The sequence below is a fragment of the Stenotrophomonas daejeonensis genome, from assembly GCF_001431505.1.
Lineage (GTDB): Bacteria > Pseudomonadota > Gammaproteobacteria > Xanthomonadales > Xanthomonadaceae > Stenotrophomonas > Stenotrophomonas daejeonensis.
In genome coordinates this window covers 1-11,030 of sequence record NZ_LDJP01000040.1, presented here as the reverse complement: position 1 = coordinate 11,030, position 11,030 = coordinate 1, and the positions used below count along the sequence as shown (strand labels likewise).

Sequence of the window (11,030 nt, the reverse complement as noted above, 5' to 3'; positions counted from 1 at the left end):
ATGCAAACGTGATTGCTGAGATGTAAAGATATCATATCGTCGGCAGCGTCAGATGGTTATAATGGACAGGTTGCAGAGTGTCTCCCGGACAAGCAGAGGATCGGGGGTTCGAAATCCGCAGCAGCCACCACGAAGCACCGTAAGCAAGCAGTCTGGACAGTGGGAGCGGTAGTTCAGCTGCTTCGACTGCTGGTCTGTCACGCCGGACGATGCTGTGCTGCTGCGCCTCGCCGACACCGCGGCGGGCACGCCATTGCAGGGCAATGGCAGGGTGGAACTGGCGGAGCGGACGGGACTCGAACCCGCGACCTCCGGCGTGACAGGCCAGCATTCTAACCAGCTGAACTACCGCTCCGCGCTTTTGACCCTTCGTTTCCCCGCGCCCTGCGGGCGTCGGAGAAAACAAGGCCCCCGATCGCTCAGGGGCCTTCTTGAAACTGGCGGAGCGGACGGGACTCGAACCCGCGACCTCCGGCGTGACAGGCCAGCATTCTAACCAGCTGAACTACCGCTCCACATTTCAAAACTGCTTACTGACGGTGCTTCGTGGTGGGTGCTGAGGGTTTCGAACCCCCGACCCTCTCCTTGTAAGGGAGACGCTCTACCACTGAGCTAAGCACCCCCGGTGAGCCGCTTAGTTTACGGCATCCTTCAGGGCTTTGCCAGCCTTGAACGAGGGATTCTTCGAGGCGGCGATCTTGATGGTGTCGCCGGTCTTCGGGTTGCGGCCGGTACGCTCGGCGCGCTCGCGGACCTGGAAGGTGCCGAAGCCGACCAGCGTCACCGCATCGCCCTTCTTCAGCGCCTTGGTGATTTCGGCAACGACGGCATCGACCGCACGGCCGGCTTCGGCCTTGGAGAGGTCAGCGGCAGCGGCAACGCCATCAATCAATTCGGTCTTGTTCATTTACGTAAAACTCCCTATGCGGACGATCCCGCGGAATAGATTGGGTTGGTCCCCGCCCATGACGGCAGCGGCGGCAACCGGAAGATCCTGCAAACACGCTGCCCGCTTTGACGCGGGCAGGTGGGTCGAGCTTTTATACCAGCGCCCCCCTACCCACGCAAGCCGAAAAGCCAGCAATGGCGCGGGTTTCAGGGCATTTCGCGTTCATCTTCAATGCTTGACCCGTGCGCTCGGCGCCGGCTTCGGCTTGCCGCGCACCGCCACCCGCTGGGCCTTGCCACGCGCCTTCCTGGGGGCCAGCGGCGTCTCCAGCGCGAGGTCCAGCACCTCGTCGATCCACTTCACCGGCACGATGTCCAGGTCGCGGGTGACGTTGGCGGGGATGTCGGCCAGATCCTTGCGGTTCTCGTCGGGGATGATGACGGTGCGGACGCCGCCGCGCAGCGCGGCCAGCAGCTTCTCCTTCAACCCGCCGATGGCGGTGACGCGGCCGCGCAGGGTGATCTCGCCGGTCATCGCCACGTCGGCCTTCACCGGCACCTTGCTCAGCGTGGACACCAGCGAGGTGACCATCGCGATGCCGGCGCTGGGGCCGTCCTTGGGCGTGGCGCCGTCGGGCACGTGCAGGTGCACGTCGTGCTTCTGCAGGAAATCCACGTCGATGCCCAGCGCCTCGGCCCGCGCGCGCACCACCGACAATGCCGCGGTGGCCGATTCCTTCATCACGTTGCCGAGCTGGCCGGTCAGCGTCACCGCGCCCTTGCCGGGGATCAGCGTCGACTCGATCTGCAGCAGGTCGCCGCCGACCTCGGTCCAGGCCAGGCCGGTGACCAGGCCCACTTCGTTCTGCTCCTCGGCGCGGCCGAAGTCGAAGCGGCGCACGCCCAGATACCTGTCGAGGTTGGCCGAATCGACCACGACGCGGGCCTTGGCCTTCTTCGCGGGCTTCTTCGCCGGCTTCACTGGCTGCGGGCCGGCCAGGGCGATCTCCTTGACCACCTTGCGGCAGATCTTCGCCACTTCGCGCTCGAGGTTGCGCACGCCGGACTCGCGCGTGTAGTAGCGCACGATGTCGCGGACGGCCGCCTCCTCGACCGCCAGCTCCTCCGGCTTCAGGCCGTTGGCCTTGAGCTGCTTGGGCACCAGGTAGCGCAGGGCGATGTTGAGCTTCTCGTCCTCGGTGTAGCCGGGGATGCGGATGACCTCCATGCGGTCCAGCAGCGGGCCGGGGATGTTCAGCGAGTTGGAGGTCGCCACGAACATCACTTCGGACAGGTCCAGGTCCACTTCCAGATAGTGGTCGTTGAAGGCGTTGTTCTGCTCGGGGTCGAGCACTTCCAGCAGCGCCGAGGACGGGTCGCCGCGGAAATCCATCGACATCTTGTCGATCTCGTCGAGCACGAACAGCGGGTTCCTGCTGCCGACCTTGTTGAGGTTCTGCACGATGCGGCCCGGCATCGAGCCGACGTAGGTGCGGCGGTGGCCGCGGATCTCGGCCTCGTCGCGCACGCCGCCAAGGCTCATGCGCACGAACTTGCGATTGGTCGCCTTGGCGATGGACTGGCCCAGCGAGGTCTTGCCCACGCCCGGCGGGCCGACCAGGCACAGGATCGGGCCCTTCATCTGCTTCACCCGCGACTGCACCGCGAGGTATTCGAGGATGCGCTCCTTGACCTTGTCCAGCCCGTAATGGTCGGCGTCGAGCGTGTCCTGGGCGGCCTTCAGGTCCTTGCGCACCTTGCTGCGCTTCTTCCACGGCACGCCCAGCAGCCATTCCAGGTAGTTGCGCACCACCGCGGCCTCGGCCGACATCGGCGACATCTGCTTGAGCTTGTTCAGCTCGTTCTTCGCCTTGGCCTCCACCGCCTTGGGCATGCCGGCCTCGGCGATCTTGCGCGCCAGTTCCTCCAGCTCGCCGGGGGCCTCGTCGAGGTCGCCCAGTTCCTTCTGGATCGCCTTCATCTGCTCGTTGAGGTAGTACTCGCGCTGGCTCTTCTCCATCTGCGACTTGACCCGGCCGCGGATGCGCTTCTCCAGCTGCTGCACGTCGATCTCGCCATCGACCAGGCCCACCAGCATTTCCAGCCGCTCACCCACCTGCAGGATTTCCAGCAGCTTCTGCTTGTCGGCCAGGCGCACGCCGATGTGCGCGGCGATGGTGTCGGCCAGCCGCGCCGGTTCCTCGATGCCGGCCAGGGTCTGCAGCAGCTCCGGCGGCAACTTGCGGTTGGTCTTGACGTACTGCTCGAACAGCGACATCAGCGAGCGGGCGATGGCCTCGATCTCGCGCGGCTCGCGCGATTCGTCCGACTCCAGCTCCACGCCGACGCCCTGCAGCGAGCCGTCCTGCTCGCGGATCTTCTCCACGGCCACGCGCGACAGGCCCTCGACCAGCACCTTGATGGTGCCGTCGGGCAGTTTCAGCAGTTGCAGCACCTGCGCCAGCGTGCCCACCGTGTACAGGTCGGCCGCCGCCGGGTCGTCGGTCTCGGCCGACTTCTGCGCCACCAGCAGGATGCGCTTGTCCGCCTCCATCGCCCGCTCGAGCGCCTGCATCGACTTGTCGCGGCCGACGAACAACGGGATGACCATGTGCGGGAACACCACCACGTCGCGCAGTGGCAGGACCGGCAGGTCGAGGACTTCGGGTTTGTGCTGGGCCATGAGGGCTCCACTGGGTCAGGGGGCGGCCATTGAAAAGCCGATGGCCCCGTTATGGGGCCATCGGCTGGGGCTTGCAAGAGGCCGGGGGGCCTGCCGGTTCAGTCGCCGGAGGCAGCCTTGGCCGGCGGCGCCTCGTAGATCACGTAGGGCTCGGACTTGTGCTCAATGACCGATTCATCGACCACCACCTTGCTCACGTTCTCCTGCGACGGCAGGTCATACATGGTGTCCAGCAGCACCGACTCGACGATGGTGCGCAGGCCGCGCGCGCCGGTCTTGCGCTTGATCGCCTTCTTGGCGATCGCCGCCAGCGCGTCGGGGCGGAATTCCAGCTCGACGTTCTCCATCTCGAACAGCTTCTTGAACTGCTTGGTGATGGCGTTCTTCGGCTCGGTCAGGATCCTGACCAGCGCTGGCTCGTCCAGTTCCTCCAGCGTCGCCACCACCGGCAGGCGGCCGACGAACTCGGGGATCAGGCCGAACTTGATCAGGTCCTCGGGTTCCACCTCGGCCAGTATCTTGCCCACTTCCTGCTTGCGCTCGGCGCTCTTGACCTTGGCCCCGAAGCCGATGCCGCTGCTGTCCGAGGAACGCTGCTGGATCACCTTGTCCAGCCCGGCGAACGCGCCGCCGCAGATGAACAGGATGTTCTTGGTGTCCACCTGCAGGAATTCCTGCTGCGGGTGCTTGCGCCCGCCCTGCGGCGGCACGCTGGCCACGGTGCCCTCGATCAGCTTCAGCAGCGCCTGCTGCACTCCTTCGCCGGACACGTCGCGGGTGATCGACGGGTTCTCGCTCTTGCGCGAGATCTTGTCGATCTCGTCGATGTAGACGATGCCCTGCTGCGCCTTCTCGACGTCGTAGTCGCACTTCTGCAGCAGCTTCTGGATGATGTTCTCCACGTCCTCGCCGACGTAGCCGGCCTCGGTCAGCGTGGTCGCATCGGCCATCGTGAACGGTACGTTGAGCAGGCGCGCCAGCGTCTCGGCCAGCAGGGTCTTGCCCGAGCCGGTCGGGCCGACCAGCAGGATATTGGACTTGGACAGCTCGACGTCGTCGCTCTTCTGGCGGCTCTCGATGCGCTTGTAGTGGTTGTACACGGCCACCGCCAGCGTGCGCTTGGCGCGGTTCTGGCCGATCACGTACTGGTCCAGGACCTCGAGGATCTCGCGCGGCTTGGGCAGCGAACTGCGCGCCGACTGCGCCTTTTCCTCCAGTTCCTCGCGGATGATGTCGTTGCACAGCTCCACGCATTCATCGCAGATGAACACGCTCGGACCCGCGATCAGCTTGCGTACTTCATGCTGACTCTTGCCGCAGAACGAGCAGTAGAGAATCTTGCCACCGTCCCCGGAACGACCTTGCCGGTCTTCGCTCATGCTTCGCTTACCCAGTTGCCCTCCCCCATGAACAGGGGATTCGATTTCGAGAATAGCACAGGGCCGGACGGGCGCCAGCCCGGTTCCGACCCTGCGGAATTGCCATGTTTTCGGCTGTTTGCCGCCGTCATGCCGGCTGGATCGACTCCTCCGAACGCCGGTCCACGACCTGGTCGATCAGCCCGTATTCCTTGGCGCCCTCGGCGCTGAGGAAGCGGTCGCGTTCCATGTCGCGCTCGATCTGCTCGATCGGCTGCCCGGTGTGGCTGGCGTACAGCCCGTTCAGGCGCTGGCGCAGGTACAGGATCTCCCGCGCCTGGATCTCGATGTCGGTCGCCTGGCCCTGCGCGCCGCCGGACGGCTGGTGGATCATCACCCGCGAGTTCGGCAGGGCGAAACGCTTGCCCTTGGCGCCGGCCATCAGCAGCAGCGAGCCGGCGCTGGCGGCCTGGCCGATGCACATGGTGCTGACGTCGGGCTTGATGAACTGCATGGTGTCGTAGATCGCCAGCCCCGCCGTCACCACGCCGCCGGGCGAGTTGATGTACAGGTTGATGTCCTTCTCGGGGTTCTCCGCCTCGAGGAACAGCATCTGCGCGACCACCAGGTTGGCGACGTGGTCGTCGATCGGGCCGACCAGGAAGATGATCCGCTCCTTGAGCAGGCGCGAATAGATGTCGTAGGCGCGCTCGCCGCGGCTGGTCTGCTCGACCACCATCGGAACCATGTTCAAGGCTGTGGTTCGGTTGTCCACGCGGGAATCTCCTGAGGTGTGTTGGAACCCCGCGCATGCTGCGCAGGGCCTTGCGGGCGACCCGCGCTTACGGGCGGATCGCGTCCTGGAACGACAGCGACTGCGCGGTGTGCTGGGCACGCTCGGCGATCCAGTCGATCACCTGCTCTTCCATCACGCGGTTCTGCAGGCCACCCATCAGCTGGGGGTCGTTGCGGTACATCTCAATGACCTGCTCCGGCTCCTCGTAGGTCGAGGCGATCAGGCGCATGGTTTCGTTCAGGCGCTTCGGGTCCAGGCGCAACTCGTTCCTGCGGGCGACCTCGCCGACCAGCAGGCCGACCAGCACGCGCTTGGACGCGGCGTCCTTGAAGCCCTCGTGGGCGTCGGCCGGCACGTTGCCGGGGTTGCCGCCCTGGCGGCGGATGGCATCGACCTGCTGGGCCAGCATCGCGCGGGCCTCGTTCTCGACCAGCCGCGGCGGCAGCTCGACGTGGGCGTAGGCGGCGATCAGCTGCTCGCCGACCTCGCGGCGCAGGCGGTTCATCAGCGCGCCCTTCAGCTCGCGCTCCAGATTGGAGCGGATGTCGGCGCGGAACTGCTCCAGCCCGCCGTTCTTGACGCCGAAGCTCTTGATGAAGGCGGCATCGACGTCCGGCACCACCGGTTCGGACACTTCGGTGGCCTTGACCGCGACCTTGACCTGCTTGCCGGCCAGCGCCGGCACCCGCCAGTCGGCCGGGAACTCGACGTCCAGCGTCTTTTCCTCGCCCTTGGCCAGGCCGACCAGGCCCTTCTCGATCTGCTCGAACATCATGCCCTGGCCGACGATGACGGTACCCTTCTCGGCGCCCTCGGCCGGCAGGCGCTCGTCACCGGCCTGCGACCAGGTTTCCAGCGCGACCAGGTCGCCTTCCCGCGCGGCGCGCTCGACCGCCTTCCAACTGCGGCGCTGCTGGCGCAGGTTCTCGATCATCTGGTCGATGTCGGCGTCGGTGACCTCGGCGGTGTGGCGCACGACGGTCAGCTTGGTGACATCGACGTCGCCGAAATCCGGCACCAGCTCGATGTTGGCGACGAAGTCGAACTCGCCCTCGCCGGCCTTCTCGATGCGCGGGTTGCCGGCGATGCGCAGCTCGTGCTCGCGCAGCGCGGCGTCGAAGGTTTCACGCAGCAGGCCATCCATCGCCTCGGCACGCACCTGCGGCCCGAAGCGCTGCTCGACCACCTTGGCCGGCACCTTGCCCGGGCGGAAGCCCTTGATGCGCACGGTGCGCGCGATCTCGCCCAGGCGGCCATCGATGTGGCTCTGCAGGCGCTCCTCCGGCAGGGAGAAGGTCAGGCGGCGTTCCAGGTTGCCGGTGGATTCGATCGAAGCTTGCATGTGGACTCCTGCCACCGGCGGCCCCGGGCCCCGGCACGAATGTGGACTGAAATGAATGACTTCCGGCAGGCACCTGTCCCCGCCGCAGCCCTATAGTTTGGCCGATTCCGGCCCTCGCTGCCAGCCTGCGCCCGGCACGCGGCGCGGCGGGACATCCGGACGACCCACGGATGGTGCGAAAGGGGGGACTCGAACCCCCACGCCTTGCGGCACTGGAACCTAAATCCAGGGCGTCTACCAATTCCGCCACTTTCGCATGCGGCCGGCATTATCGCAGGCCGGCGGGCAAAAAACGCCCGGCCCGAAGGGTTGCCGCCGAGGAGGGCGGCGGCAAAGAAAAAGGCACCCGTGGTAGCGGGTGCCTGGATCTGGTGGGCTGTCAAGGATTCGAACCTTGGACCTATTGATTAAGAGTCAACTGCTCTACCAACTGAGCTAACAGCCCGTAAAACGCGAAACCACATCTTTCAACAAAACAGCCATCCGAAACTTCTGGATGGCTGTCGCAACTGGTGGGCCGTCAAGGATTCGAACCTTGGACCTATTGATTAAGAGTCAACTGCTCTACCAACTGAGCTAACGGCCCTGAAAAATCAGGGTGCACATGGTACCCGCACCCTTTGCTTCTTTCAACCCCGGCATGCATGCACGCCGGCGTCCTGTTCAATGGGGTGGCTGAGGGGATTCGAACCCCCGACCACCGGAATCACAATCCGGTACTCTAACCAACTGAGCTACAGCCACCACTGAAAACAACAACCCACCGCTTGCGCCGATTGGCGCGCCCGACAGGAATCGAACCTGTAACCGCCGGCTTAGAAGGCCGGTGCTCTATCCAGTTGAGCTACGGGCGCTCTGACCGGATCGTCGCACTCCAACGCACTGCGGCGCACTGGATGGTCGGGGTAGAGGGATTCGAACCCCCGACATCCTGCTCCCAAAGCAGGCGCGCTACCAGACTGCGCTATACCCCGGCGGTGAATCTCCCGAGGTTCCCCCCGAAAGGTCGGCTATTGTCGGAACTGCGCGGCAGTCTGTCAACGGCGGATTGCATCGCCGCGCGTTTGGTTATGCTCGGGCATTCCCCCTTCATCCGGAGCCTCACATGCGCAGCGGCAACCCCGCCCTCTCCGACTCCACCTTCCTCGACCTGGGCAGCGGCACCGTGGTGACCCGCGACGGCGGGGCCATGACCCTCAACGGCACGGCCAACCGCACCGGCATCCTGTTGCTGCTGGCCGTGCTCACCGCGGCCTTCGCTTGGAACCATACCCTCACCGACGGCAGCGAGCTGGCCGCCGGCGCGCGCCTGTACCTGTGGGGCGGGATGATCGGCGGCTTCGTGCTGGCGCTGGTCACCATCTTCAAGAAGAGCTGGGCACCGGTCAGCGCGCCGCTCTACGCGCTGGCCGAAGGCCTGTTCCTCGGCACGATCTCGGCGATCTACGAGGCGCGCTTCCAGGGCATCGTGTTCCAGGCGGTGCTGCTGACCTTCGGCACGCTGTTCGCACTGCTGTTCGCCTACCGCAGCGGGCTGATCAAGGCCACCGAGAACTTCAAGCTCGGCGTGGTCGCGGCCACCGGCGGCATCGCGCTGGTCTACCTGGCCACCATCGTGCTGGGCCTCTTCAACATCAACATTCCCTTCATCCACGACTCGGGCCTGGTCGGCATCGGCTTCAGCCTGTTCGTGGTGGTGGTCGCCGCGCTGAACCTGGTGCTGGACTTCGACTTCATCGAAAGCGGCGTGGAAGCCGGCGCGCCGAAGTACATGGAGTGGTACGGCGCGTTCGGCCTGATGGTGACATTGGTGTGGCTGTACATCGAGTTCCTGCGGCTGCTGTCCAAGCTGCAGTCGCGCAACTGACCTCCCGCTTCCCCCAGGAGCGACGCCAGTCGCGACGTGGCTTTCCTGGTGAAGCCCCATTCGCGACTGGCGTCGCTCCTGCAGTAAGGCTGGGAGCAGTACGCATGAAACGAAGAAGGGCGCCAACGGCGCCCTTCTTCTTCGACCGCATGGTCGCCCGCTTACAGCCGGCTGGCGATCGCCTTGGCGAAGTCCATCGTGCCGCTGTTGCCGCCGAGGTCGCCGGTCAGCGAATCCCTGGCTTCCATGGTGGCGACGATGGCGTTGCGCAGGCGCTCGGCGTTCTGCGGCTGGCCGAGGTGGTCCAGCATCTGCGCCGCGCCCAGCAGCAGTGCGCACGGGTTGGCGATGCCCTTGCCGGCGATGTCCGGCGCGGTGCCGTGCACGGCCTCGAAGATGGCCGCGTTCTCGCCAATGTTGGCGCCCGGGGCCAGGCCCAGGCCGCCGACCAGGCCGGCGCACAGGTCGGAGATGATGTCGCCGAACAGGTTGGTGGTGACGATGACGTCGAACTGCTCGGGGCGCATCACCAGCTGCATGCAGGTGTTGTCCACGATCATTTCCTGGAATTCGATTTCCGGGTAGTTCGCGGCCACTTCGCGGGCGATGTTCAGGAACAGGCCCGAGGTGGACTTGATGATGTTGGCCTTGTGCACGGCGGTGACCTTCTTGCGGCCGGTGCTGCGGGCCAGCTCGAAGGCGTAGCGCACGATGCGCTCGGAGCCCTTGCGGGTGATGCGGGTGCCGGAGAACGCGGTCTCGCCGTCGGCCGACACTTCCTGGCCTTCGCTCAGATAGGCGCCTTCGGTGTTCTCGCGCACGGTGATCAGGTTGACGTTCTCGTAGCGCGACTTGGTGTTCGGGAACGAGATCGCCGGGCGCACGTTGGCGTACAGGTCGAACTGGCGGCGCAGGGCCACGTTGATCGAGCTGAAGCCGCCGCCGACCGGGGTGGTCAGCGGGCTCTTCAGCGCGACCTTGTTCTTCTTGATCGACTCCAGGGTGGAGGCCGGGATCAGCTCACCGTGCTTTTCCAGCGCGGCCAGGCCGGCGTCGGCGAACTCGTAGGACAGCCCGGCGCCGAGCTTGTCCAGCACGAACAGGGTGGCGTCCATGATTTCCGGGCCGATGCCATCGCCGCGGATGACGGTGATTGTCTGCGTCATGTTTTGGGGTTCCGAACAGATGAGGGGGTGCGCGCCGGCCGGCTGCCCGGTATCAGGCGCGTCAGAAAGTTTCAACTGTCAATTATGCCCGATCCCCGCCCCCTGCCCCAACTGGACCAAGGTCGCAGGTTCAGCCGTGGTCGTGTCCGGCCGGGGCCTGCGCGGCCCCGGATTCGAGCTGGTCGAGGAAATCCACCGCCCGCCGCAGGTGCGGGATGACGATGGAACCGCCGACCACCAGCCCGACCGAAAACGTCTCGAACAGCTCCTCGCGGCTGGCCCCGGCGTCCTTGCACTGGGCCACGTGGTAACTGATGCAGTCGTCGCAGCGCAGCACCAGCGAGGCCACCAGCCCCAGCAGCTCCTTGGTCTTCACGTCCAGCGCGCCGGCCTGGTAGGTCTGGGTGTCCAGCGCGAAGAAGCGCCGCACCACCTGGTTGGGCTCGGCGAGGATGCGCTGGTTCATGCGCTGGCGGAATTCGGTGAATTCGGCCAGGCGGTCCTTCTCCGCGCCGCTCATGCGCCCTGCCCCGCCAGCAGCGGTTCGAGCTTGCCCTCGCGGTGCAGCGCCATCATGTCGTCGTAGCCGCCGACGTGGACCTCGCCGACGAAGATCTGCGGCACGCTGGTGCGGCGGGTCAGCGTCATCATCTTCTCGCGCGCGGCCGGGTCCAGGTCGATGCGCACTTCGGTCCACGACTGCCCCTTGCTCTTGAGGAAGTTCTTGGCCGCCACGCAGTACGGGCACACGGCGGTCGAATAAATGGTGATCTCGGGGGTCTGGTTGCTCACGGGAAACTCCACGCGGGGAATGTTGTCTGCATATGGTAGCGGCCACGCCGATTCCACAGGCCCGTTGCACCGCCCGCCGCTGGAACACTGCGGGTTAATCTGTGCTTCACCCCGCCCCGCCGCTTCCCCGTCATCCTC

Annotated in this window: 9 protein-coding genes and 9 tRNA genes; 1 reads left to right on the top strand and 17 read right to left on the bottom strand. The window is 65.7% G+C overall.

Features of this window, described 5'->3' with window-relative positions; all coding sequences use genetic code 11:
• Positions 1-278 precede the first annotated feature (278 nt).
• The 14 genes from ABB34_RS07470 to ABB34_RS07405 form a co-directional block, all read right to left on the bottom strand.
• Positions 279-355, bottom strand: a tRNA-Asp gene (locus tag ABB34_RS07470).
• An 83-nt stretch (positions 356-438) separates the two neighbouring features.
• Positions 439-515, bottom strand: a tRNA-Asp gene (locus ABB34_RS07465).
• Between the two features lie 32 nt (positions 516-547).
• A tRNA-Val gene (locus tag ABB34_RS07460) sits at positions 548-622 on the bottom strand.
• 12 nt (positions 623-634) lie between these two features.
• Positions 635-907 (bottom strand): HU family DNA-binding protein, encoded by a 273-nt coding sequence (locus ABB34_RS07455; protein WP_057640619.1) that lies wholly within the window; start codon positions 905-907, stop codon positions 635-637.
• Positions 908-1,117: 210 nt separating this feature from the next.
• The gene (lon, locus tag ABB34_RS07450) at positions 1,118-3,571 is read right to left on the bottom strand and encodes an endopeptidase La (protein WP_057640618.1); all 2,454 of its coding nucleotides are present in this window, start codon (positions 3,569-3,571) and stop codon (positions 1,118-1,120) included.
• Positions 3,572-3,669: 98 nt separating this feature from the next.
• A complete protein-coding gene (gene clpX / locus ABB34_RS07445; protein ID WP_057640617.1) occupies positions 3,670-4,950 on the bottom strand; it encodes an ATP-dependent Clp protease ATP-binding subunit ClpX in 1,281 nt (426 codons plus the stop codon).
• A 127-nt stretch (positions 4,951-5,077) separates the two neighbouring features.
• The gene (gene clpP / locus ABB34_RS07440) at positions 5,078-5,677 is read right to left on the bottom strand and encodes an ATP-dependent Clp endopeptidase proteolytic subunit ClpP (RefSeq protein ID WP_057640620.1); all 600 of its coding nucleotides are present in this window, start codon (positions 5,675-5,677) and stop codon (positions 5,078-5,080) included.
• Between the two features lie 94 nt (positions 5,678-5,771).
• A complete protein-coding gene (gene tig / locus ABB34_RS07435; RefSeq protein ID WP_057640616.1) occupies positions 5,772-7,067 on the bottom strand; it encodes a trigger factor in 1,296 nt (431 codons plus the stop codon).
• A 171-nt stretch (positions 7,068-7,238) separates the two neighbouring features.
• Positions 7,239-7,323 (bottom strand) — tRNA-Leu (locus ABB34_RS07430).
• Between the two features lie 113 nt (positions 7,324-7,436).
• Positions 7,437-7,512 (bottom strand) — tRNA-Lys (locus ABB34_RS07425).
• 65 nt (positions 7,513-7,577) lie between these two features.
• Positions 7,578-7,653, bottom strand: a tRNA-Lys gene (locus tag ABB34_RS07420).
• A gap of 81 nt (positions 7,654-7,734) precedes the next feature.
• Positions 7,735-7,811: transfer RNA gene (locus ABB34_RS07415), tRNA-His, on the bottom strand.
• 33 nt (positions 7,812-7,844) lie between these two features.
• A tRNA-Arg gene (locus ABB34_RS07410) sits at positions 7,845-7,921 on the bottom strand.
• Positions 7,922-7,964: 43 nt separating this feature from the next.
• A tRNA-Pro gene (locus tag ABB34_RS07405) sits at positions 7,965-8,041 on the bottom strand.
• Between the two features lie 131 nt (positions 8,042-8,172).
• Between ABB34_RS07405 and ABB34_RS07400 the strand changes: the two genes are divergently transcribed.
• A complete protein-coding gene (locus tag ABB34_RS07400) occupies positions 8,173-8,934 on the top strand; it encodes a Bax inhibitor-1/YccA family protein (RefSeq protein ID WP_057640615.1) in 762 nt (253 codons plus the stop codon).
• A gap of 161 nt (positions 8,935-9,095) precedes the next feature.
• Here the strand turns inward: ABB34_RS07400 and ABB34_RS07395 are convergent, their stop codons facing one another.
• The 3 genes from ABB34_RS07395 to grxC all read right to left on the bottom strand — a co-directional run bounded on the left by ABB34_RS07395 (position 9,096) and on the right by grxC (position 10,892).
• The gene (locus ABB34_RS07395; RefSeq protein WP_057640614.1) at positions 9,096-10,100 is read right to left on the bottom strand and encodes an isocitrate dehydrogenase; all 1,005 of its coding nucleotides are present in this window, start codon (positions 10,098-10,100) and stop codon (positions 9,096-9,098) included.
• A gap of 130 nt (positions 10,101-10,230) precedes the next feature.
• Positions 10,231-10,620: a carboxymuconolactone decarboxylase family protein gene (locus ABB34_RS07390; RefSeq protein ID WP_057640613.1), complete on the bottom strand. Its 390-nt coding sequence runs from the start codon at positions 10,618-10,620 to the stop codon at positions 10,231-10,233.
• Complete coding sequence (gene grxC, locus ABB34_RS07385) at positions 10,617-10,892, bottom strand: glutaredoxin 3 (RefSeq protein ID WP_425478970.1); 276 nt, start codon at positions 10,890-10,892, stop codon at positions 10,617-10,619. Before grxC ends, ABB34_RS07390 begins: the two co-directional genes overlap by 4 nt.
• Between the last annotated feature and the right edge of the window lie 138 nt (positions 10,893-11,030).

Bases quoted from the DNA above. Each gene is read 5' to 3' on its own strand.
- ABB34_RS07390 (WP_057640613.1), bottom strand. From the start codon at position 10,620: ATGAGCGGCGCGGAGAAGGACCGCCTGGCCGAATTCACCGAATTCCGC.
- ABB34_RS07400 (WP_057640615.1), top strand. From the start codon at position 8,173: ATGCGCAGCGGCAACCCCGCCCTCTCCGACTCCACCTTCCTCGACCTG.
- clpX (WP_057640617.1), bottom strand. From the start codon at position 4,950: ATGAGCGAAGACCGGCAAGGTCGTTCCGGGGACGGTGGCAAGATTCTC.
- lon (WP_057640618.1), bottom strand. From the start codon at position 3,571: ATGGCCCAGCACAAACCCGAAGTCCTCGACCTGCCGGTCCTGCCACTG.
- ABB34_RS07395 (WP_057640614.1), bottom strand. From the start codon at position 10,100: ATGACGCAGACAATCACCGTCATCCGCGGCGATGGCATCGGCCCGGAA.
- clpP (WP_057640620.1), bottom strand. From the start codon at position 5,677: ATGGTTCCGATGGTGGTCGAGCAGACCAGCCGCGGCGAGCGCGCCTAC.
- tig (WP_057640616.1), bottom strand. From the start codon at position 7,067: ATGCAAGCTTCGATCGAATCCACCGGCAACCTGGAACGCCGCCTGACC.
- ABB34_RS07455 (WP_057640619.1), bottom strand. From the start codon at position 907: ATGAACAAGACCGAATTGATTGATGGCGTTGCCGCTGCCGCTGACCTC.